Here is a 22046-nt window from a genome sequence, read left to right as displayed (position 1 = left end):
TGAGAGAAAATGTTGACCGTGATATTGGTCAGCTTTTGAGGAGGAGCTAATGCGAGGGTGGATCAGAGGCAACTGGAGGCATCTGATGGTAGGCTTACTATGTACTGCAATCGTAATCTCTAGTACTGCGCTTTATCTGACCTATCGCCAGCCAGAGGTGTGTTCCCTTTGTGGGAGTGGAAAGCGGGAGCGTTATCAGGCGCCGGTGATCCTCAATCTCACAACCGGTCAGAGCAATGAAATGCGGATTTACGATCCTGATTTGCCTTTTTCGGAGTATGAGATTGCGCCCATTCAGACCACTGGAACCTTTAGCTTTGCATCATGCGCCGGCTATACCGGGCGGCGCGATACCTGCTCCCACACCTGTACCGTAGATCTTCCAATAGAGACGAAGGGACTGAAGGTTTCTCACTTTTGCTTGGATTGCCGAGTTCTCTTGAAGGACCACGCCGAGAATGGTTTTGTTCTGGCTGACCTTTATGTCGAAGATGCCATTGATATCTATCCTGCTACCGTTGGAGCTGACTACACTATCCGAGATTACCGAATTACAGTGTCTGAGGCCAAAGTTCGGTCGGAGATGGAGCTTATCGTGCTAGGAATTGCGGAAGGATTGACCTTTGTAGATTAAGTAGGATGTGGGGCTTCCGCATGGCGGCCTCACATCTTTTGTTGTTTTTGGCGAGCTCTGTCCGTATTTTTGGACAGAGCCCCTGCTATGATGCGTATAGTTCCCACATTATCGTATCAAAGAGAGGAGCAAAACAGATGAGTATATTCGATTTCAATCGGGATGGTGAAGTGAGCAGCAGCGAGCAAGCATTTGGCCTTGGCGCTATTCTGGCCGCCTTATCTGAGACTGAAGCCGAGGTGAAGATAACAATCAAGGCCTCCACCGGTGGCGATGAGGACTACGAGAGCATGGATCGCGATGAGCTTGAGAGCCTTCTGGAGGAACTCCAAGAGCAACGCGAAGATCTGGAAGATGAGGAGCCGGACGATCCTTGCAGCGATGCCTACGATGAGTGGGAGGAGCGATGTGAAGATCTCGATGAAAAGATCGAGGAAATCGAAGAATTGCTGGATGACTGACGGAGGTAACCTATGAGAGCACTGTTGAGAGATGCCGAGGATCAGGCTCTGATCGCGCTGGAAGTGGAAGAGGCCGTTTATGATCCGGAGGATCAGTTGTTGCTGCTGTACGCTGCAAGTGGAACCAATTATGAGGTGTCAAGAATCGTGCGGGCCAATGCCGATTCCATGATCAAGGAGTTGGCCGAGAAAGGGTTCTGTGACATGACGCAGTTCACCGCAACCGAGGTGGAAGACTGAAGGAAGGGATTTCGCTATGATCGTGATTGCCTGCTTAGATGATAATGGAGGCATGATGTTCAACCATCGACGTCAGAGCCAAGACAGAATGCTGCGGGCGCATATTGCCGCGCTGGTCGGTGATGCTAGGCTCTGGATGAACCACTACTCAGCCCAACAATTTGATGCGGAATCCATTCAGCACCTGAATGTGGATGACGCTTTCCTGCAGGAAGCGGTTGATGGCGATTACTGTTTTGTTGAAGATGCCGCTCTGGCACCATTTGAACGGTGGATTGAGAAGATCATCATTTTCAGATGGCACAGAACCTACCCCGCTGATCAGCACTTTGATATAGACCTCTCCGGAGGCAACCGGAAAATATGTGAGTCGGTTGAGTTTACCGGGCACTCTCACGAGCGAATTACCATTGAGGTTTATCTGAGATGAAATTGCGCATCCTCTCCTGCTTTTTGATCTTTGCACTCTGTTTTTCTATGCTTTCTGCCTGCGGCAGTGACACGGCACCGTCCGATCATAGTCCGAACTCGTCCTTGCAGACCGAGATCTCTGACTCGCAGGATAGCACGCCGGTGGAGTCCTCAGAGACGGATCCCGCTGGAACCTCTGACGATGATTCAAGCGAGGGAGAAGCTGAGCCAAGTCAAGTGGTAGAACCGGCCACACCGCCGGATCAGCAAGCTGAATCGAGTGCTCCTGCAGAGATCACGACAGCCTCTCGGTTCTCTACGAGCGATGTGCCTGCGTATAGCGGTAAGGCATATACCTCGGTCAATGGGAATGTTCCTTATTTCTCCGCTGCAGAGCTGGCAACCCAATCCTTTGAGACCTACAGTGATCTGGATAGTCTCGGTCGCTGCGGAGTGACTTACGCATGTATTGGGAAGGATTTGATGCCTACCGAGGAGCGCGGATCCATCGGCATGGTAAAGCCGACCGGCTGGCACACCGTCCGCTATGATGATTTGGTTGATGGCAAGTACTTATATAACCGCTGCCATCTCATTGGCTATCAGCTGACTGGTGAAAACGCCAATACGAAGAACCTCATCACGGGCACACGGTATCTGAATATTGAGGGAATGTTGCCCTTTGAGAACATGGTTGCCGACTACATCCAGGAGACTAATAACCATGTCCTATATCGCGTGACCCCAATCTTTGAAGGGAATAACCTGCTGGCTAACGGTGTTTTGATGGAAGGCTATTCTGTGGAAGACAAGGGTGCCGGGGTTTCCTACTGCGTCTTTGCCTACAATGTCCAGCCGGGCATTGAGATTGACTATGCCACAGGCGAGAGCAAGCTGGCAGATGGTGCTCAGCAGGAGGAGCAGAAGACGGCTACGGTAACTCCCACACCTTCCCCAGAGCCTGAAAAGCAGGAGCCAGTGACCAGAAGTGAGGCGTCGCAGGCAGATTATATCCTTAATACCAACACGAAGAAGTTCCACTATCCCACCTGTTCCAGCGTGAACGATATGAAGGAAAAGAACAGGCAGGAGTTCTTCGGCACCCGCGATGAGACCATTGCACTGGGGTATTCTCCCTGTGGCCGTTGCAAGCCTTGACTGGTCGGCCAAGTAGGAAATCTTATTTCTTGTTAAGTGTGGTGAAACGATTGTGGACCACTTGAGGGACTATTCGATTGATTACATCAGAACACGCTGTTTGGATGTAATCAACAATCAATACAAAACCGTGAGTTAGCATGCCAGGGAGAGAGAATGGCCTGTCAGTGTCCTTATTCTGAGCAGAAACACTGCTGCGTTTTCTCCGATACTGCGATAATGATTGCTCAAGAAACTGGCTGTGAGGATGATTGGCAGGAATAATTCAACGAGTTCTCGGAATGTGACAGAATCGGCAGACTGTGATATGATGAGGTTGCTGCTTCAAGCAGCCAGACCAATTTGATAAGCGAGGTAACCTAAATTGAATTTGAAAGAAGTAAGCGAACTGCGCCGCCGTTTTCGTATGGATCGGAATGCTATCAGCCGTATCTATGGCTGTTTTGTCAATAGCAGCCGTGAAATCGTTTCATACATTGATGAATCCATGGGGATTCTCCCGCAGGACGAAGCAGAGAAGTACCTGAACCTGCTGAAGAAGGCTCTTTCCGGCAAACTTGGGAAGAACCTGATCGATATTATCTTCTCCACGGAGCAGGTAGCCGACAGTGATGAGCATCGCCTTCTCATGGCACTGCGCGACTCGGAACTGAAAGATGGTGAGATCCGTGAGGAGTTCTATCAGAAAATCATCAACTCTCTTGACCTTGGGGACAGCAACTACCTGATCCTCCTGGCATATGACACATACGATGTCCCCCGGAAGAACAAAAACGATGAGATGGATGCAGATGCATCCGATGCCGTATTCTCCTATGTCGTTTGCTGTGTCTGTCCTGTGAAGGAGCGCAAAGTGGAGTTGGGATTCTTCCCTGGAGATAATGAGTTCCACAGTTGTGCTGGCCAGATCGTTGCCGCACCGGAACTGGGATTCTTGTTCCCAGCCTTTGACGATCGTGCGGCCAATATCTACAACGCTTTGTTCTATTCCAGAAAGACAGATGAGATCCACCAGGAAGTTATCGACAGCGTATTTCATACCACAGCCCCCATGTCTGCCGCTGAGCAAAAAGAAGCATTCCAGAATGCACTCAGCGAAGCTTTGGGTGATGCCTGCAATATGGAACTGGTCCAGTCTATCCATGACAGACTCCGCGACCAGATTGAACAGCATAAGGAGAGCCATGACCCCGAACCGCTGGAACTCTCCGTCAGTGATGCGGCAGCAATCCTGCGCGATAACGGTGTGGAAGAGGAGAAGATCCTTGCGTTCCGTGATAGTTGCGCCACCCAGTTCGGTGATGGAGCAACGCTGAACCCGGCCAATCTGATTGATAGCAGCCGCTTTGAAGTTAAGACCGCCGATGCGACAATTTCGGTCGGTCCGGAGCACAGCTACTTGGTTGAGACAAGGATCATTGATGGCCGGAAGTACTTGCTCATTCCCGCAGACGAGGATATTGAAGTCAATGGGTTTGGGGTTCGTGTCAAAGGCGAGTAAACGAAGACAGACTACGGAGGAATAAAGATGGAGTATAACAAACTGATCGCAGAGATGTCCCTATCGGATGAGGTGGAGGGCTTCTATGTTTTGAAAGCTGCATATCCTAAGACGACCGCTACCGGCAAGCCGTTTCTGAGTGCCTCTCTGTCGGATCGATCCGGCTCCATCGAAATAAAAGTATGGGACTATTCTGGCCCCATCTCCTCTGCAGATGAAGGCAATGTTGTGAAGATCCGTGGCACTGTCTCTGAGTTCAGAGGCACCCCGCAGATTACTGTCGATCGGATCCGTTTGGCTGACGACAATGATACTTACGACCTGTCCGCCTTGGTCCCGGTGGCTCCCATTGATGTAGACACTACGATGGCAGAAGTGGAGAGGCTGATCAGTTCGATTACGGATGCTGATTACAGGAAGATCTGCAGCACGATGATGGCCCGCCATAAGGAGTCCCTGAAGACGATCCCGGCCGCTAAAAGCGTCCACCACGGCTTTATCTCCGGACTTCTGATGCACACTGCGACCATGATGAAAACGGCTGATTTCCTGGCCGGCCTTTACGGGGATATCATCGATCGTAGCCTGCTGCTTGCAGGCACGTTCCTGCATGACTTTGCCAAAGAGAAGGAGTTTACCTTTTCTCAGCTCGGCCTCGTCACGGAGTATTCGGTGAAAGGACAGCTCCTTGGTCATCTCGTAATGGGTGCACAGGAAGTTGCTGCCGTAGCTTCGGAACTGGGGCTCCCTGAAGACAAGTCCGTTTTGCTGCAGCACATGATTCTTTCCCATCACGGAGAGCCAGAATTCGGCGCTGCAGTGAAGCCCATCTGTGCGGAGAGCGAGCTGCTCTCCCAGATCGATATGCTTGACAGCCGGATGGAAATCTACCGCGAGACCTTGGTCGGTCTCCAGGTGGGAGAGGTGAGCAGTCGCATCTTCGCGCTGGACAAAAGAGTGTTCAAGCCTCATGAACTGAATGGGTGACGGATATGGCTATTGGAGAGAAATATGCTCCACTTGGAAATTGGCTGAAGGAACACGGAGGAGACTCTGTTAAGCTTACTTTCGATGAGTTGAACCAGATCATCCCAATCCCTAACCACGCATATAAGAACAGACCATCCTGGGCAAATCTCTCAAACCCTGCATCCTTTTGCTCCAGCTGGATCAGTGCGGGATATGTCGTGGATTCCATTAGTTTAGAGGAACAATGGGTCGTATTCAGGAAAGGCGAAGTACAGGGCCACACGCACCATAGTAAGCCGCCCTATCGTGTTGTGGATCAGAAAAAACTTGCTGAAGCCATTCAAGCTGGATACGAGTGCTATGACAGTATGAAGGATGATCCACATCACCGGTATCTCTCTTGGGAGTACTGCCATGAAGCGTTTCGGCTGAATAGGCGCCCACAGATTGACGCCACGATCGACTATCTCTGCCTGCACTTGGCTTGGTATTTGGCCAGTTGGGGTATGCTTCGAAACTCTTTCCTCATGCAGAAAGATTACAAGATCCATGCGGATGTTGTCCGTTTGATTTATCAGCCGGAGTGGGATGATCTCTGGGACATTTCTCCCGAGAAACTCTCGCAGGAGTATTATGCTGACCGAATCATGAAACTTAGCGAGAGCATTACAGAAGCTTATGTGGCGTCCGGTGCCGGCATCCCAACGGAAACCTTGCTTACCAAGATCTTGCTGGGTACTGTGGGCTGCGTGCCCGCCTATGATCGGTATTTCAAAAAGGCTCTTGCTGATACCTGTGCTGCATCCCAAGTTTTCAGTGCGAAATCCATCCGAACCCTTGGCAACCTGTATCTTGACCATGAGGATGAGTTTGAAAAGCTCCGGAAACATTGCGGCAGCCGAATTGAGTATCCGGCAGCCAAAATCCTGGACATGTGCTTTTTTGAGTATGGCTTCCAGAGAGACGCGAGCAGCCAAGAAGACAGCGATTAGGTTATTCTGTGAGGAGGGATCACTTTGGAATATGCTTTGACAGCGGATCATCACCGCGTTCACGCATTCGATGCGGAGAAGGGGCAAGAGTATTACTGTCCTGTGTGCGGCAACCAGGTGATTCCTCGCCAGGGCGAAGTCAATTCGTGGCACTTCGCTCATGTGACCTCGTGTATGGATGACTGGAAATACGATATGTCTGAATGGCACCGAGGATGGCAATCGCGTTTTCCCGAAAATGTCCGTGAGATTGTCGTGGAACACAGGGGCGAATGCCATCGTGCAGACATCTTGATGGGCGGCTATGTCATTGAGTTTCAGCACAGTCCGATTTCTGCCGGTGAATTTGAACGGCGCAATAAGTTCTACACGAGGGCCGGCTATAAGGTGATTTGGGTGTTCGATGAGACCTACGCCTTTGGGAATGAGTATATCTCCAGCAGTCTGGATGATGAGAACAAGTTTGTGTGGAAGTGGCCGAATCGCGTGCTCGCTTCAGTTGTTCCTCAGCGATCCACAGATATAGCAGTCGTTCTGCAGCTTACCGAAGACCATGATGACGACGGTTGCGAATGGCTCGTGAAGGTGGAGTGGGCGATCGTAGACGATGATGGGTATGCCGACTATCGCCGATTCTTCATTGATGATGGTTTTGCGCCAGATCTTTTTACTGAAGACGGCCTACAAAACATTCTGTTGAGCAAGCGGAAGCGGTTTGATGCCTTCCTCCGTGATAACCAACCCTATGCGCCGAAGTGCAGCCGAATCAAGGGTAATCCACGGGACTGGTACATATGCCCGAAAACGCACGATTGGCATAACAACCAATGCCGGGAATGTCAGAACAATTTAATCAACGAGTTCCGGACAGGAACGGATTATAGGCAAGGAGGTTTGTTCTTCTACTGTGCTTATCCTCGCATTATCCATGAAGCGGATAAGTATGGAGAGGTGCATCTCCCATCCATTCGATTTTAAGGAGGACTCCGACATGAAAAAGGAATATGACACCAGCGTGAAAGAGGCCATTGAACGAGTCATGAGCGTATTCTCCGAGTACATCAAAACAACTCCATACTTCGATATTGTATGGTCTGGTAAGGTCGGGTATATCTACATCAGCATCGATAGTTGCCGTGGTACTGTCGGCGACATGGACTGCCTTGTAATTGATAGCCCCGAAGAGCTTCTGGATAAGCTGCTGTATGAAATGGCAGTGGATATCATGGAGGAAGGTGGGCACGACCTAAACCCGGTAGAAGCGTCAGCATTGGAGCGTGCTGAGGTAGCACGGCGCCTTAATGTCTATCTGGAGCAGTTGCCTGAATACCAAGACCGTATCAGTTTTGTATTCGAACGCAAGTGATCTTCAAAGATAATCTCGGTAGAATATAGCGAGGTGCATATGGCAAAGAACATCAAAAAGCGTTCAGCGAGTCATATCTATTTCGGCGTCAATAAGCTAACCGGCGAGTTGAAACATATCTCCGAGGTGCCCAGCGGTCAAAAGTGCAACTGCATCTGTGCAGCTTGTCTGCAACCATTTGAGGCACGAAAAGGAACGCGGCGGCGCCACCACTTTGCTCATGTTTCAAATTGCGAGTGTATGTATGCAAGCGAGGTGGCCATCTATAAGGCGTTTGCCGAAGCGTTGAAGCAGAGTGGCTTTTTGACGTTGTCCCCAGTGATGTTGCGGTTCCCAGCATGGCATGATCCAGAACTTTTGCAGGAAGCACGAAGATTGAAGATTGACTCTGTCGCTTTCGAGTGCGAACCCCTGTCTTATCCACCGCTGCTACGCGTGACCATGCAAGGGACACCGTTAAGAATCCTGTTGGATTTTGACCGCTATTATGATGACGATGATAGGGTGGAACTGGCAGAAGAAGCAAAAGCGGAGGACTACTCGCTTTTGTTAATCTCCATGCCGAAGATTGAACAAGATACGGAGTTTACCCCGGATAGGCTTCAAAGCGCACTTCAAGATAACGACCGTACCGAATGGGTCTTCAGCCGTCTGGAAGAACAGTGGAAGCAAAAGTACTACGCTGTAGCGGTTTCGCCCCCGGAGCATGGAACCGGCAACCTGTGCCCGATTTCATTTGGAAAATATAAGGGCAAGTATTCTGCTCGGTGGATCGATTGTGCCCATTGTCATTTCAATGTAGCGCAGCCACCTTGCTGCCTCTGCGTTGCAGGTGCGGGAATTCAAAAGAAAGAAGACTTCAAGAGAGATTTGCAAGATCGGCTATTCGACATCGATAAGATTAGGAGAACGAATGAAGAAGAGATCCGGCTGCGTGAAGAACGAGAAAGATCTTTCGAGCGAAGATCTGTCTATCCTCGTCCAACACCGTATGCTGCTAGGCCTGTGGTCCCAGCCGGTCCTACGCAAGAGGAGCTGGATGCGGAATATATCCGGATCTGCCAGAGCTATGACCCGACCTCTGATGAATGGACAGTGGATCGCTACAATCGGCGATGGATCATGTGTACGGTTTGCGGCCGAATTAAGCAGGATACGCAGATGTCCTATTACGGTGGCAAGGGAGGTGCAAACCGGGGAGTCTGTGCCGATTGTTCACGAAATGGTCGTAGCTAATCCACATAGCTGGCTTGATATTATTCGCATGATGGTGTATTATTAACTTGATACTTGATAGTTTTACAGCTGCGTACTTTGGCAGCCATTTAGAGGTTCTGCCACGACAGGACCTCTTTGTTATGTGTGAGGTGTCGAGATGGATTATATGACCATAAGCGAAGCAGCAACTAAATGGAACCTATCTAACAGGCGTATTCAAACGCTTTGCTCTCAAGGGCGGATACCGGGCGCAGAGCGTGCTGGTTATTGTTGGCTCCTTCCAAAAGACGCAGAAAAGCCAGTGGATGCCAGAATAAAGAGCGGAAAGTATATCGGTTACTCCGAGAAATATAAGAAACCCGGAAAGAAGAACGCCACTGATGGGCTGGAGGGTAAGGCATGAACGGCCAAGGAAAACTTCTTACTCATTATTTGAAAAATGCGGACAAGCTGATCATTCCTGTCTATCAGCGAAACTATGATTGGCGCGAGGAGCACTGTAAAAAGCTGTACCAGGATCTTGTTCGGACGATCCAAAACAAGAAGCGGTGGCACTTCTTTGGCGGCATCGTGTCTGTAAGCGACCCTATGGGCAGTAGTTCTGACTACCTCGTCATTGATGGCCAGCAGCGCATTACGACCGTTTCCCTGCTCCTTTTGGCTATGGCCAATCTGATCAAAGATGGAAAGGTTGTTCCTGAGGACGATACTCTTTATGCGCAGATCACCAAGAAATACTTGGTGGATGAGATTAACCCTAAGAACCGAAAGGTCAAATTGAAACCTATCAAGGGTGACCAGGATGCCTATGATCGCCTGTGGGGAGACCCCGAAAACTTCGCACGCTCTTCAAACATCACTCAGAACTATCTATTCTTCTACAATGAGATCCAAAAGCAAGCCATTACAATCGACCAGCTCTTCAAGGCCGTTGAAAAGCTGCAGATCATCGACATCACGCTGACACCTCCTGACGATGATCCTCAGCTCGTTTTTGAGAGCCTCAACTCTACCGGACTCGAACTGAATGAGGGCGACAAAATCCGGAACTTCGTCCTGATGGGCCTCGACATTGAGGAACAGGAGCGTTACTACGATAGTTACTGGAACCCCATTGAGAAGAATGCGGGCTACGATAAGCAGAACAATTCCTACGATGTCAGCCCATTCATCCGTGACTATCTAAGCATCAAGAATAAGAAAATCTCCAGCATGAAAGACATCTACACCGATTTTAAGGCGTTTGCCGATAAGCGTACCGGTGAGATGGAAGAAATCATGAAGGATCTCCTGGCTTATGCCAAGCGGTACAACAAGCTGCTGGTCGGCCACCAGAGCTTCCCCACGAAACTGAAAGCATCCATTTTCCGTTTGAATCGGTTTGAGAGCAGTGTTACTCGCCCCTTCTTGATGGAGGTGCTACGGCTCCAGGAGGAAGGCATATTGACTGTGGACGAGGTCACTGAGACCTGCCGGATCGTAGAGTCCTATTTGCTGCGCCGAATTATCTGTGATCTTCCCTCCAATACACTGGCCAAGGTTTTCCTGACACTCAGCTCCGACATCAGGCGTTTTGATGGAACCTACAACATGTTCATCGAAAAGCTGAAATATGTGTTGACTTCCAAGAAGGAGAAGGCGGCATTCCCTGATGACGAGGCATTTGCCGAGGGACTGAAAAACAAGAACATCTATGCTATGCCACCTCGGTATAAGGCCTATCTATTCGAAAGATTAGAGAATGGTGATAGCAGCGAATATAAAGAAATCTATGGCCGTTTGGATAGCGGAGAATATACCATCGAACATATCATGCCTCAAAAGCTCACTCCGGTCTGGATTAGCGAATTGAAAGACGATGCGGAGACTATCCATAGCGATTGGCTTCATCGCCTTGCAAATCTCACCCTGACAGCATACAACTCAAAGTACAGTAATAGCCCATTCTCCGAAAAGAAAACCATGCAGGATGGGTATCTTCAGAGCGGGATAAAGATGAATCAGCGCGTAGCGCAAAAGGAACACTGGGGACTGGCTGAATTAGAAGAACGATGTGGATATCTGACTCAACAGGCAATCCAACTCTGGCCATATGCGGCAAGTTCGTATACGCCACCGCAAAAGCAATATGATGAAGTGGCCCTTGATGATGAAATAAACCTCACAGGGCGGACCCTCGTCAAATACAGGTTCCGTGGCATGGAGCATGACACAACATCTTGGGCTGAAATGTATGCTGCTGTTCTGAAAGAACTCCATAATGCGGACAAGTCTTATCTTAATTATCTGGCCGATGCCGACGACAGTGTTGAACTCTCAATTCATGTGGGAAGAACTGCCGAGAATTATTCCAGCTGCGTCAAGATTGACGAGGATATCTATGTCTGGACGGGTACTGCCACTCAGTATAAAATCAATCTACTGCGGAAGTTTTTTGAGCAGTACAAGCAGGATCCATCCGATCTGGTGTTCTTTCTTGATGATGCAAAAGACACTGGATCTGAAGACGAGGCAGAGCGCCATAAGATCAGAAGAAAGTACTGGGAGAAAGCCCTGCCGTTGATCCAGAAGACAACCGGCAGTTTCCAGAATGCGAATCCTCAAAAAAACAACGCGGTTTATGGCGGCACCAATAAACCGGGCGTTTTGATTTCTTGTGTGGCAAACTTCGATTCAGCGCGTGTGGAAATCTACATTGATCAGGGCGATTATGATAAGAATCGGGCGGTATACAGACTGCTTGAAACCCACCGTTCTGAGATAGAAACGGCCTACGGCAAGGCACTGACTTGGGTTTGCCAAGAAGGCGTCAGAGGTTGCCGGATCTATGACAAGATGACGGAGGTCAGCATTACTAAAGAGGATGACTGGGATGCGATGATTGCTTTCCATACACAACAGGCAAAGAAACTGCTGTCTGCTATGCAGCCGTTTTGGACTTAGTATTTCTGACAGTTGAGTCGGAAAAAGAATTATCGGAAGCTGGGAGGAAAACCTATGGCAGCAAATGCGAGTCTCAGCAGAGCAAAAGCTGTGCAGAATGATGAATTCTATACGCAATATAGTGATATTGAGGCGGAAATCAACGCCTATATCGAGTTTAATCCAGATGTGTTTAGAGATAAAGTCATTCTCTTGCCATGTGACGATCCGGAATGGTCGAACTTCACGAAGTATTTTGCGGCTAATTTCAATCGTTTTGGCCTTAAAAAGTTAATTTCAACGTCTTATGCTAAGAGTGCTGGAAACCAGCAACTAACGCTGTTCGAAATGGAGTCGCCGCTCTTTGATCAAGAAAAACATGAGACTCATGGCAAGCTTTTTACCTTGACATGTGATAGAGATGGATCTGGAAGTGTCGATGCTGATGATATTGAATTCTCTGGATATCTTGATGGTGATGGGGATTTCCGTTCTGTTGAAGTGACGGCTCTTCGTGATGAAGCTGACATTATCATCACTAATCCGCCTTTTAGTCAGTTTTCGACATCAAAAGGGAGAATGGGATTTCTCCAGTGGATCTTGGAAGCAAATAAGAAATTCGTTATTCTGGGCAACATGAATGCTATCAATGACAAAGAAGTGTTCCCGCATTTAGAACGAAATGAAATCTGGCTTGGTTACAAATCTCTAAGCCAGGATATGTATTTCCATGTCACTGATGATTATAAGCAGTGGCTTATTGAGAATAAGAAAGAGGGCTCTGCTTACAAAATTATTGATGGCGTGGTAATGGGTCGTTTGGCATCAGCGTGTTGGTTTACCAATATCGATCATGGTAAGCGCCACGAACCACTCCTTCTTGATACCATGGCACATAATCTGAAGTACAATAAAAAACTGCGCAAGAAACTAGAGAAGGAATATGGGAAAATAGAGTATCCACGTTATGACAATTATGATGCCATCGAGGTTCCGTTTGTTGAATGTATCCCTTCTGATTACGACGGGATAATGGGTGTTCCAATGACATTTATGGATCGTTATGACCCGGAGCAGTTCGAGATACTAGGGCGAAGGGGTGACTTGAAGTGGGCAGAGACTGAGTGCGACTTCTATACCCCACCGTCACCTGAGATGCAACAAAAGTATAAAGATATGAACAATACTTGGCGGGTACAGAATACATACATACTATCTGATGAAGGGATTCCACTTATTACCTACGGGCGAATCTTTATTCAATCTAAGAAGGGCGGGGCTAAATAATGATCACAACTCTTCATACCGAATGGACTGTCGGCGATGTTTGTAAGGGATTCATCTTTGACAAAAACGAGGGCAAGGGACTCTTTGGCCTTGATGGGCAGCTCATTATCCAACCGGAGTATCAGCGTAATTATATCTATGGAGACGGAAAACGCGACGTAGCCGTTGTCGAGTCATTATTGAAGAAATACCCGCTAGGATTGATCTATTTTGTCAAAAACAAAGACGGAATGTATGAAGTTCTAGATGGACAGCAGCGCATCACCTCATTTGCACGGTACGTTAACCAATCTTGGCAATTCGCTGTGGAAATAGATGGGAAACCTCGATATTTCGATAGCCTTGATAAGGATTTGCAAGACCGGATAACAAACGCACCCCTGACCATCTATGTATGCGAAGGTGAACCGTCTGAGATTCAAGCATGGTTTGAAACAATAAACATTGCGGGCGTCCCACTAGTAAAACAGGAATTGCGAAATGCATCTTATCATGGCTCTTTTGTAACGAAGGCACGAGAGGTGTTTTCGAACACTGGGAACGCAAATATGAACCGCTGGCAGACATATGTAAAAGGTGATCCAAAGCGGCAGTACATTTTGGAGGCTGCTCTTGATTGGGTAAGTAACCACAACATTGATGAATACATGGCTCTCCATAGATATGATTCCAGCATCACCGAATTAAAAAACCACTTCGATACAGTGATTGATTGGATTGATTCTGTATTTGATTACACTGGCAGCGAGATGTGTGGGCTAGATTGGGGCGACCTCTACCGTCGGTTCCACAATAATGCATACTCGAAGGAAAATGTCTCTGAAAGGGTTGCCACGCTGCTTGAAGATACGCAAGTTACAGACAAAAAAGGAATATTCGAATATATTCTGGGCGGTGAGGAGAATCCCATTCTCCTTAATATTCGTGTATTTGATCAGAAAACAAAGAAAGCGGTCTATTTGAAACAAACAAAGGTTGCTCAAGAAAAAGGAGAATCCAATTGTCCTCTATGTGCATTGGGACATGATGCCAACGCCAAACGCATCTACAAAGAAGCTGAGATGGATGCGGATCATGTTACCGCCTGGAGCAAGGGGGGCGCGACTGACATCAAAAATTGCCAGATGCTCTGCAGAACACATAATCACGCCAAAGGAAACAGGTGATTATTTATAAACTAGCTCATATGAGGATAAGGATTGTGTGAGAGATGGATGCGTTGATTTCAGTAGTCATTGGCGGAGCCTTTACAGTACTTGGTGTGATTATCGGCTGGGGTCTTAATGAGATGAGCGCAGCTCGCCGTTTAAGACCGCACCTCTGCTTCAAACTTAATTCTACCCCGGACACCGAGTTGGTTGAAGAAGGGTTACGCACAAAGACGAGTTCATCTGAGTACTGTATTGAAATCTATAATGTGGGCCAATCACCGGTTATCATTGAGAGTTTTGACATGTGTTGGCGGAAGCAACTTCTGATTCAGTGCTTTCCGAGTAGTGAAGACGCCACTATCCTCCCATACCACAACATATCATATGTTCTGACGCAGCAGGATGCGGATGCAATCGAATGGCATTGCAAACGGTTAGGATTCAAGCAGTGCCGTATCGTTGCCACGACTGTGAACGGGGAAGAATTCAAAGAGAATATTGATGTGTCCTGGATACATATGAGGACAAGCCTCTGGGAAAAGACCTAATAGTTTAGCCTGAAGTCGTTGTTCCTCAAAAACTACTAATGGAGGGATCATATTGAAAAAACAAGAGATGTCTTTGAAGCAACAATATCAGCGTCTTACAATGGCCAAGGCACAGGCAACCCGGAATGGACAACCTACCCCTAAGCTCGATAAGAAGATCGAAAAGATGAAGGCAATGATGGGCAGCACCGTACAGAAAGTGCCGGCTGCAAAACCATCTGCCGGCAAGTTCGTGGACTACAAGGGTGTCAACAAGCTGCCCATGCAGGGTGGTGCCTGCACTCCGAAATAAGATTTGCCATAAATTGTTCATCGCCCGGAAAGAACAGGATTATAGAATAAAAATGAGAATAAATGTTGGGGGCGCGATGCATGCCAAGAACATACAGTCACCTTTGTTTAATGATGGGCAGATCCATATTGCAAAATGGGTGCGGAATGCATTGGATCTTAACGACGGAGATGAGCTGCTTTTCGAAGTCGTTGATAACAAAATAATCTTTACAAAAGCCGAGGGTTAGTGGGAAGATCCTCGTTGCCCCCGCTGACCCAAAATGTACTAAACGAAAATGACACGCCCCAAAAGTGAACGCCGATGTTTTGGCGCACTCTTGGGGCGTGTTTTTCATGTTCAGTTCAGTCGGTCAAAAGGTATGCCTTTTGACATTACTTTTTCTGGCGTTTAAGCTGCTCTTTGAAAAGATTCTTCATCACTTCTTTGCCTTTATCCGTACCGATTAGAGGAATAAAACATATTTCATTCAAGGAAACGAGGATTGTCTAGTTGATCGGACGGTCTTGCTGGATACATGCCTTCTTCGTTAGATAATCTCTGAATAGGAAATGGAGTACTCAAATAGCCGCATCTGATCGTCAGCCTTGACTTTTTCAATGAGATCTTTTGTCGGATCATTCAAACATATTATGCCAAATACACGCTGTCCTTTGACTGCAACATCTTCCTCAATCCAATCGATATACTCTCGCGTTTGTGCATAAGCGTCATCATAGCCAGAGTCCTTTTTCAACTCGATAACATACAGGTCTCCAGCGGTATCAATCCCAAGGATATCAAGCCTGCCATTCCTCAAAACAAATTGCCTGCCATAGACACCTCGCTTCTGATATATACGGAGCGGCATCCCAAATACAGGAATGCCAATTTCCATCCGCTGCACCAGTTCATCTTCGAGAAGCTTTTCGCTGGAGAATTGCTGCTTTTTTACGCCTATGTCTATGATCGTTTCCGCCTCAACATCAGTAACGGCAGGCTCTGGGACAGCGTTTTTTACTTTGCCAACTGGCTTTTCAGCCCTCCTCTTCAAATCCTTTGAGACAAAACGCTCATGCTCTTGGATGACTCTCTGAGCCTCCCCGTTCTTGCCTTGGGCGAGAAGGGTTCGCACGAGATTATTTGCGGCATAGCGCACATCTCGATTCTGCCGCAGGCAGTCTTCAAATACGCTTTGGGCCTCTTTGAATTTCCTCTGTTTATACAGCGAGTACCCTAGATTATTTAGGGTATTTTCGCCGACAGGAAGAGCCCCAAGTGACTTCCGATAGTATTCTTCTTCCTTGAGATAATCCTTTTTCTTTCCGTAGCACCATGCCATCCAGAAGTAGACGGTGCCCTCAAGGAAAATGCGAGATGTGGGTTTTCCATCTTCAAATTGCTCAAAATATGAGAGTGCATTTCCCCACATCTGCATATTGTAGTAGGTATATCCAAGAAGTTCTTTTGCTAACAGGATCTTCGGATTACACTGTAAGACCTGGGTAAGTGACTCGATGATACTCTCATTCTTTGAGTCATAATACAGGTGATCCAGAGCAGCACACATTTCAGGGATTCCTGCTTCAACATCGTCTCTATCCAGCATTCTTCCTATGGCGCTCCACATGCCAGGAAAGCCCTCTTTCAGTGGAACCACCAGAATGTATGTGAAATCCTCAGCTGTGAATATCCCAGACTCTGTTTTGAGGCTTTTGATTTTTTCATCTAGGTAAGCCGACAAGTACTGAAGAACATTCTCTTTCTTTTCAGATACCAAATCAATAATGGCGTAGTACAGCAAATTGTATGGATCCGATCTATCGAGTCCATATACCATTTTCTTGAATTTTGTATATAGTGGGTCATCGACCAACTGCTTGGTGTCCATCTCGGAATACCTGTAGTAACCCGAAATAAGTGCGTCCAAAAGTAGATCGCAGTAAAGGGATTCCAACCCACCTTTGTGTTCAGGAGGAGCTGTTTTTACAATCTGATCGCAGGATGAAAAGTCTGTTGAATTATCAAGTAGGATCTTGTCGAATTGTGCGAGAAGCTTATCAGCTATTATTTCAAGGGTGTTCTCCGTTGCCATTGCAATCCCCCCCATGGCGATGATTCTGTGCTCACATTGTACTGTTTATAGCCGGAATTGGCAAGTCAATGCATTTTGACTAATACGTTGTTCCTGTGTATGCACAAATACCTCCTATTTTCGGAAGTACGCCGCCTGCCCCCAGGGGATCCTAACACGGTTATTGGTGAGCAGCCAGAGCACAGGTATGCCGGATGAGGCCTTATATTCCGGGAAATCGCTTTTCCCATCTGTCATGATGACGATTTCTGAAGGAACATTGTCAGACATATGTTCCCGAACATAATCAAAAATGCACTGGAAACTTGTCCCGCCTCCGCTATATGGCTTCAGTTGTAGCAGGTTTTCCGCACTGGTAATGGGAACTACCCGTCGGACTTCCGAATCAAAGAAACCGATGGAGCCGCTAAGCATCCCGCCGAATTGCTCAATAGCTGCGCAGATCTCGGCAGCGGCCATGGCCACTTCCTGATCTTTCAAAGAGGCAGAGATATCAACCATGAACAAAACATTGAGCCTGGGCGTTTCAGACTCGTTGTAATCCGGCAGAAAGAAGTCCAGGTCCTGCAGCCTGCGATCGGGAGGGGTAAAGCTGTAGTCCCTTGTTTCGTCCATGATAAAGTGGTTCAAGAGAGATTGCCAATCGTGAGTCGTGATTTTCGATCGGTGAAGGACGCGCTCACAAAGGGTGCTGCTGTCATAGTTTTCTGCATCGCGGTCCTTTGAACCCCGGATTTCCCGAATTGCCTCTTTGAGATTCGCACTCGGGCGTGTTGTATACTCGAAGATGAGATCGTCCAGTTCATCATCATCTGCTTCCGGGCGATATACTTCAGGCATCTCCTGCTTGCGGAACCCTTTGCACACTCGCTCGATGATTCCTCGAATGCGCTCAGATGGAATTAGATCATCGGGATCAGGGTCATCCGGGCTGAGAATCAGGACCCCATCCTCGGTGCGGGCGTTTGGCCTATCCCACCACTCATCTGAATCCAGCAGGAGATTGCGGCGCTGCGCATCACTCAACGTGGAAGGATCCAAAGGTGTCATCTGAAATGCCTCGTAAGGCGTCAACTCGCAGCCTTCAACTTTGGGATAAAAAGTCTCATGGTGGATCTCGCCGATTCCAGGGAGCTTGTCATCCGTGAAGTCATACCGGATAAGCGAGGAGTTGACAACGATATTGCAGGCAAAGTGAAAACGGTCACCTTTATAAAACTGCGGGCGTGAGAGATGCCCTAACCGGATATGCATGAGCTGGTGGCAGAGCGCAAAATCCAAGCTGTTGTCGTCGAGCTTTTCCAACCAGCTCGCGTCAAAGTAGATGCAACTCCCGTTTGTTGACATCCGGCGCACATCCACATTGGTGACAAACAACATCTCTACCAGCGGCGCCGCCAACTCCGGCTCCCGTGTCAGAAGCCGATACCGGGCCTCCTGGAGTTTTCTTTTGAGCTTATTGATTCGCTTATCAGTCATTTCATGCCTGCCTTAACCGCATCCAGGTATATTGCGTTTTCTGCAAGAATGGGGCGGAGCTTAGGGATGAGCTGATAATCATGGAGGAGGTTGGTGCGGAAAGTCCAAGGAAGATCACAAGCGAATACTATAGAGTTGTTGATGAGCTCCTTTTCCGGATGCTGACGCGCATAGGCGACCATCTCAGCCCTAAGGGCCTCCTGCATTTCCGGAGACTTCTCAACAGCAGTCTTTTTTCCGGCGAAGATGTCTTCGATTGAAGGCTGGTTTGAAAACAGAGTGCACCATTTCGCAAAATTGTAAGTTACGCTTGCCCCGATACAGCCGGATATCAAAGGCTGAATTGCGTCCATGTTTTCTGAGATATTGGTAAGGATGTTGCTGACCATCTCCCAGGAACGAGGTGTTGGAAAAGCCAAGGTGGATTCAGGGCTATCGGAGCGCATGAGAGCGGTTGGGTTATACTCCAGAAAACTGGTGACAAAGCGGTGAATGCCTGATTTGACAGCCCAGTCGTGCCAGGAGTCAGGATCGCCCTTCACAGTAATGTGCAAGAGACGGTTGGCTAATGCGCGTGGCATATTATAGGCAACGGATTTATCGGTAACGCGGTTGCCAGCGGCAATGACGATACAGTTCTCCGGCAGCTTATGCTCACCAATAACGCGATCCAGCGTGATCTGATAGGCAGCGGCCTGCACCGACTGCGGTGCGGCGGTAATCTCGTCTAGGAAGAGGATGTTAATCACATCTTCACTTTCATCCATCTGGAAAATCTGAGGCTTCAGCCACACCGATAGGGTTTTATCCGCGTTGGTCGTCGGGATGCCTCTGAGATCTACCGGGTTGAATAGCAACAGGCGTACATCTGTGATGGAAACCTTTTTTCCGGTCTTAGCCTGGATGTTGCCCGCTATCTCACGAACACCCTGGGATTTGCCGATACCCGGAGGCCCCCACAGCATCACGGAGGGAAAAGATTTTAGTGGGGTACCGTTTTTGATGAGCTTGATATAGGCCCTGGACAATAGGCTCACAATCTGATTCACATTCAGTAAGGTCAAATTGGTTTCGTTATCAATCATTTCTCGTGCAGCCTTTCTGACGAATGATGGGTTTTTCTGTGCTTAGGAGAATTATTGGCAGAAGCGCTGTTTCTGAACGGCAATCCGCTTTCTCATCAGCGTGACAAAAGCGCTTGGTTCAATGACTTCCAGCACCGGGCCGAAGGACAGCACCCTAATAAGCAGCTCGGTCTCATCGTCCTTGTCGTAACGGAGCCTGATCTGATAGAGCCGATCGGCCAACTTCTGAGTCTCTTTTTCAAAATGGGAGAAGTGTAGCAGCACACGTTCCAGCCCGTTGCGCTCGTCATGAAGCAGCATTACAAGCTCTTCGGAATTTTCCTGAGGCAGCGTGATGGATTTGGGATCATAGGCATCCAGCAACTCGCATGAACGCACACGAGCCATATTGATCGTGTTGAGCCGTCGCTTGCCGGTTGCCAGTAACCTGAACTTATCGTCCTTGGCGGAATATTCCAGGCGGTAAGGTATACACTCGATCGAATGGCGGGCGCCGGTATGGCCACGGAACCGGATACGCAGTTTTCTCTTCTTTCGAATTGCCTTCAGTGCTGTTTGGAAGCAAGCTATGTAGGCGGGATCCCCATACGGATCTCCGTCCGCGTACTGGTCAAAGAGAATGAAGGTGTCCTGAGCATACAGCGGATCAACATCTTCCAGCCCGGTCGTGTCCGGATCAAACAGAGCGATTCTGGGATCAGACAGCAGCGCTTTGAGCCATCTCTTTTGGAGCATTGTCAAAGGCATGGTTGGCTTGTGGTGAAGTATGGAATGATACTCCTGATCGAGTAAAGGCCAGGTTCCGGATTTCAGCGCTGCCGGAATTGCAAGCGCGCTTTCCGCAAAAGCCTTTTCCCGGACAAGCTCGGTCATTCTTCGATCTGTCAACTTCCCATCGGATGCTTCGGAAAGGACAGCTGCGACGACATTGAAATAGCTTCCGTAGATCTCACTGAATAACATCGTTGCCACCTCCGTACAGAGCGTCCATCCGAGCCAAATCTTCTTGGAACATATCCAAAACATACTGGCTGGAGCATTTGAGATCTACAATGCGGCCGATGAAGGTGCGCAGCCAGGGCAGTATCTCTGAGGCATCATAGACATCGGCTGAAAACCTGCAAGTCTGTGAGTCCAATAGTTCGACTGTACCATGGCGCTTCTCGCGCTCCAGGCGGTGCAGCACGAATTCCTCGCCCGGGTCAAAATGGACCGTCATTTCAATATGATCCAAATTATGGTCGGGACCCGTTGAGACACCCCAAAGGTGCTGGTCAAACTTCTCCTGGTACCCTAAGTACTTGCTGTAGTGTTTCTCGACATTCCCAATCGTGACCTTTTTGATGGCATCCAACCGGAAGAAAGATAAGTGCCGCCCCCGGTAATGGTAGCCAAGCAGATACTGGCGCCCGGACTGGGTGCTGACATAGATCTTCAGAGGACAAACCGTCCTTTGATAGTCGCGGCCACTCCGCAGGCTCTTGACGGTCAGTTCCGCAGCTCTTTTTTCATCGATTGCCGCCAACAGATCACAGAGGACATCACTGTCCAGGGCGTGGAGCATGTAGTGATGTTTGAATCGGAAGCTATCAGAAGGTTTTTCCAATTTATCGATCAAGAAGGAGCCAATCACCCCGAGTGGATCCTCCTCGGAGAAAAAGGATAGGGCGTCTGCCCAGGTATTCAAATCAACGGTGTTATCATCCGTTCTCCGGTAGAGTACCTCACGACCGCATTTCTCGGAGCTTAGCAGACCAAGCGCCTCATATTCCTTGAGCTTTTTCCGCACGGTGGATTCGTCTGGAGAGAAGGCGCCGCTGAAATGAGAGAGATAGTCATCATTGATGCAATCGACAATCTCTCTGGAAGAAAGCGCGCTGCCATCGGCCAGCAGGTCCATCACATAGAAGTGGAGGGTGATGTCCTTATCGGTAAAGCTTTTGGCTTTAAAAGCCTTGTGGAGCGGGTTGTGTGGGATCCGTCTGCTGTCAACCGAGAGGAATACATTCTTGCCGGATGTGTCCTGATGGAAGGACATAAAGTCGCCGATCCAACTCTCAATTCTTCGCCGCTCATTATCGTAGCTGCGGGCACTCTTGATGCTGTACTCTTCCCGACTCTTAAACCCATAGACATAGAATTCGCGCATGTAGCTCCGGATACGCTCAAAACTCTTGACCAACTCACTATATGCCACGAAATCCACCTCCTGCAGTTTATGGCCTCATTTTACCACAGGAGGTGTCCAAATGAAAGGA

The 22046-nt window shown here is 48.4% G+C and carries 22 protein-coding genes; 17 read left to right on the top strand and 5 right to left on the bottom strand.

Annotated elements, in window-relative coordinates; translation table 11 throughout:
• Nucleotides 1-85: 85 nt before the first annotated feature.
• The 17 genes from H8Z83_RS06680 to H8Z83_RS06600 all read left to right on the top strand — a co-directional run bounded on the left by H8Z83_RS06680 (nucleotide 86) and on the right by H8Z83_RS06600 (nucleotide 15150).
• Entirely contained in the window at nucleotides 86-634 is a 549-nt protein-coding gene (locus H8Z83_RS06680; RefSeq protein WP_187014340.1) for a hypothetical protein, read from the top strand.
• A 137-nt stretch (nucleotides 635-771) separates the two neighbouring features.
• The gene (locus tag H8Z83_RS06675; protein ID WP_119347328.1) at nucleotides 772-1095 is read left to right on the top strand and encodes a hypothetical protein; all 324 of its coding nucleotides are present in this window, start codon (nucleotides 772-774) and stop codon (nucleotides 1093-1095) included.
• Between the two features lie 12 nt (nucleotides 1096-1107).
• A complete protein-coding gene (locus H8Z83_RS06670; RefSeq protein ID WP_119347327.1) occupies nucleotides 1108-1335 on the top strand; it encodes a hypothetical protein in 228 nt (75 codons plus the stop codon).
• Nucleotides 1336-1351: 16 nt separating this feature from the next.
• Entirely contained in the window at nucleotides 1352-1765 is a 414-nt protein-coding gene (locus H8Z83_RS06665; RefSeq protein ID WP_187014339.1) for a ribonuclease Z, read from the top strand.
• The gene (locus H8Z83_RS06660) at nucleotides 1762-2904 is read left to right on the top strand and encodes a DNA/RNA non-specific endonuclease (protein ID WP_227151415.1); all 1143 of its coding nucleotides are present in this window, start codon (nucleotides 1762-1764) and stop codon (nucleotides 2902-2904) included. Before H8Z83_RS06665 ends, H8Z83_RS06660 begins: the two co-directional genes overlap by 4 nt.
• 364 nt (nucleotides 2905-3268) lie before the next feature.
• Nucleotides 3269-4405: a DUF4317 domain-containing protein gene (locus H8Z83_RS06655; RefSeq protein ID WP_187014338.1), complete on the top strand. Its 1137-nt coding sequence runs from the start codon at nucleotides 3269-3271 to the stop codon at nucleotides 4403-4405.
• Between the two features lie 27 nt (nucleotides 4406-4432).
• On the top strand, nucleotides 4433-5392 hold the full coding sequence (locus H8Z83_RS06650; protein WP_187014337.1) for a 3'-5' exoribonuclease YhaM family protein: 960 nt from the start codon (nucleotides 4433-4435) through the stop codon (nucleotides 5390-5392).
• Between the two features lie 5 nt (nucleotides 5393-5397).
• Nucleotides 5398-6366 carry a DUF7662 domain-containing protein gene (locus H8Z83_RS06645; protein WP_148337203.1) on the top strand — a complete coding sequence of 323 codons (969 nt, stop codon included), beginning with the start codon at nucleotides 5398-5400 and terminating at the stop codon, nucleotides 6364-6366.
• Between the two features lie 24 nt (nucleotides 6367-6390).
• A complete protein-coding gene (locus H8Z83_RS06640) occupies nucleotides 6391-7344 on the top strand; it encodes a competence protein CoiA (protein ID WP_148337204.1) in 954 nt (317 codons plus the stop codon).
• Between the two features lie 13 nt (nucleotides 7345-7357).
• Nucleotides 7358-7732 carry a hypothetical protein gene (locus H8Z83_RS06635; protein ID WP_118625572.1) on the top strand — a complete coding sequence of 125 codons (375 nt, stop codon included), beginning with the start codon at nucleotides 7358-7360 and terminating at the stop codon, nucleotides 7730-7732.
• A 39-nt stretch (nucleotides 7733-7771) separates the two neighbouring features.
• Complete coding sequence (locus tag H8Z83_RS06630; RefSeq protein ID WP_187014336.1) at nucleotides 7772-8968, top strand: competence protein CoiA family protein; 1197 nt, start codon at nucleotides 7772-7774, stop codon at nucleotides 8966-8968.
• A 139-nt stretch (nucleotides 8969-9107) separates the two neighbouring features.
• Entirely contained in the window at nucleotides 9108-9353 is a 246-nt protein-coding gene (locus tag H8Z83_RS06625; RefSeq protein ID WP_148337207.1) for a helix-turn-helix domain-containing protein, read from the top strand.
• Nucleotides 9350-11893, top strand: coding sequence for a DUF4268 domain-containing protein (locus tag H8Z83_RS06620; RefSeq protein WP_187014335.1), 2544 nt, complete (start codon nucleotides 9350-9352; stop codon nucleotides 11891-11893). Before H8Z83_RS06625 ends, H8Z83_RS06620 begins: the two co-directional genes overlap by 4 nt.
• A gap of 54 nt (nucleotides 11894-11947) precedes the next feature.
• Nucleotides 11948-13159, top strand: coding sequence for an adenine-specific methyltransferase EcoRI family protein (locus H8Z83_RS06615; RefSeq protein WP_148337209.1), 1212 nt, complete (start codon nucleotides 11948-11950; stop codon nucleotides 13157-13159).
• Nucleotides 13159-14325, top strand: coding sequence for a GmrSD restriction endonuclease domain-containing protein (locus tag H8Z83_RS06610; protein ID WP_148337210.1), 1167 nt, complete (start codon nucleotides 13159-13161; stop codon nucleotides 14323-14325). The genes H8Z83_RS06615 and H8Z83_RS06610 overlap by 1 nt, the downstream gene beginning before the upstream one ends.
• A 44-nt stretch (nucleotides 14326-14369) precedes the next feature.
• Nucleotides 14370-14858 (top strand): hypothetical protein, encoded by a 489-nt coding sequence (locus tag H8Z83_RS06605; RefSeq protein WP_148337211.1) that lies wholly within the window; start codon nucleotides 14370-14372, stop codon nucleotides 14856-14858.
• Nucleotides 14859-14910: 52 nt separating this feature from the next.
• Complete coding sequence (locus tag H8Z83_RS06600) at nucleotides 14911-15150, top strand: hypothetical protein (protein ID WP_108979743.1); 240 nt, start codon at nucleotides 14911-14913, stop codon at nucleotides 15148-15150.
• Nucleotides 15151-15679: 529 nt separating this feature from the next.
• On the opposite strand, the gene H8Z83_RS06595 is transcribed toward H8Z83_RS06600, so the two are convergent.
• The 5 genes from H8Z83_RS06595 to H8Z83_RS06575 all read right to left on the bottom strand — a co-directional run bounded on the left by H8Z83_RS06595 (nucleotide 15680) and on the right by H8Z83_RS06575 (nucleotide 21985).
• The gene (locus H8Z83_RS06595) at nucleotides 15680-17224 is read right to left on the bottom strand and encodes a tetratricopeptide repeat protein (RefSeq protein WP_187014334.1); all 1545 of its coding nucleotides are present in this window, start codon (nucleotides 17222-17224) and stop codon (nucleotides 15680-15682) included.
• 114 nt (nucleotides 17225-17338) lie between these two features.
• Complete coding sequence (locus tag H8Z83_RS06590) at nucleotides 17339-18703, bottom strand: DUF2201 family putative metallopeptidase (protein WP_187014333.1); 1365 nt, start codon at nucleotides 18701-18703, stop codon at nucleotides 17339-17341.
• Entirely contained in the window at nucleotides 18700-19788 is a 1089-nt protein-coding gene (locus H8Z83_RS06585) for an ATP-binding protein (RefSeq protein WP_147561606.1), read from the bottom strand. The genes H8Z83_RS06590 and H8Z83_RS06585 overlap by 4 nt, the downstream gene beginning before the upstream one ends.
• A gap of 51 nt (nucleotides 19789-19839) precedes the next feature.
• Complete coding sequence (locus H8Z83_RS06580) at nucleotides 19840-20751, bottom strand: WYL domain-containing protein (protein ID WP_119347311.1); 912 nt, start codon at nucleotides 20749-20751, stop codon at nucleotides 19840-19842.
• Nucleotides 20738-21985 carry a WYL domain-containing protein gene (locus H8Z83_RS06575; protein ID WP_147561603.1) on the bottom strand — a complete coding sequence of 416 codons (1248 nt, stop codon included), beginning with the start codon at nucleotides 21983-21985 and terminating at the stop codon, nucleotides 20738-20740. Before H8Z83_RS06575 ends, H8Z83_RS06580 begins: the two co-directional genes overlap by 14 nt.
• Between the last annotated feature and the right edge of the window lie 61 nt (nucleotides 21986-22046).

Origin of the sequence: Dysosmobacter segnis, assembly GCF_014297285.1 — a bacterium.
Taxonomy (GTDB): Bacteria; Bacillota; Clostridia; order Oscillospirales; family Oscillospiraceae; genus Oscillibacter; species Oscillibacter segnis.
The sequence above is the reverse complement of the archived record's forward strand: the minus strand, read 5'-3'. Positions and strand labels throughout refer to the sequence as shown.

Coding starts and splice junctions, on each gene's coding strand:
- H8Z83_RS06660 (WP_227151415.1), top strand. CDS start 1,762: ATGAAATTGCGCATCCTCTCCTGCTTTTTGATCTTTGCACTCTGTTTT.
- H8Z83_RS06665 (WP_187014339.1), top strand. CDS start 1,352: ATGATCGTGATTGCCTGCTTAGATGATAATGGAGGCATGATGTTCAAC.
- H8Z83_RS06675 (WP_119347328.1), top strand. CDS start 772: ATGAGTATATTCGATTTCAATCGGGATGGTGAAGTGAGCAGCAGCGAG.
- H8Z83_RS06605 (WP_148337211.1), top strand. CDS start 14,370: ATGGATGCGTTGATTTCAGTAGTCATTGGCGGAGCCTTTACAGTACTT.
- H8Z83_RS06595 (WP_187014334.1), bottom strand. CDS start 17,224: ATGGCAACGGAGAACACCCTTGAAATAATAGCTGATAAGCTTCTCGCA.
- H8Z83_RS06625 (WP_148337207.1), top strand. CDS start 9,108: ATGGATTATATGACCATAAGCGAAGCAGCAACTAAATGGAACCTATCT.
- H8Z83_RS06680 (WP_187014340.1), top strand. CDS start 86: ATGGTAGGCTTACTATGTACTGCAATCGTAATCTCTAGTACTGCGCTT.
- H8Z83_RS06615 (WP_148337209.1), top strand. CDS start 11,948: ATGGCAGCAAATGCGAGTCTCAGCAGAGCAAAAGCTGTGCAGAATGAT.
- H8Z83_RS06610 (WP_148337210.1), top strand. CDS start 13,159: ATGATCACAACTCTTCATACCGAATGGACTGTCGGCGATGTTTGTAAG.
- H8Z83_RS06585 (WP_147561606.1), bottom strand. CDS start 19,788: ATGATTGATAACGAAACCAATTTGACCTTACTGAATGTGAATCAGATT.
- H8Z83_RS06650 (WP_187014337.1), top strand. CDS start 4,433: ATGGAGTATAACAAACTGATCGCAGAGATGTCCCTATCGGATGAGGTG.
- H8Z83_RS06645 (WP_148337203.1), top strand. CDS start 5,398: ATGGCTATTGGAGAGAAATATGCTCCACTTGGAAATTGGCTGAAGGAA.
- H8Z83_RS06590 (WP_187014333.1), bottom strand. CDS start 18,703: ATGACTGATAAGCGAATCAATAAGCTCAAAAGAAAACTCCAGGAGGCC.
- H8Z83_RS06670 (WP_119347327.1), top strand. CDS start 1,108: ATGAGAGCACTGTTGAGAGATGCCGAGGATCAGGCTCTGATCGCGCTG.
- H8Z83_RS06620 (WP_187014335.1), top strand. CDS start 9,350: ATGAACGGCCAAGGAAAACTTCTTACTCATTATTTGAAAAATGCGGAC.
- H8Z83_RS06635 (WP_118625572.1), top strand. CDS start 7,358: ATGAAAAAGGAATATGACACCAGCGTGAAAGAGGCCATTGAACGAGTC.
- H8Z83_RS06580 (WP_119347311.1), bottom strand. CDS start 20,751: ATGTTATTCAGTGAGATCTACGGAAGCTATTTCAATGTCGTCGCAGCT.
- H8Z83_RS06630 (WP_187014336.1), top strand. CDS start 7,772: ATGGCAAAGAACATCAAAAAGCGTTCAGCGAGTCATATCTATTTCGGC.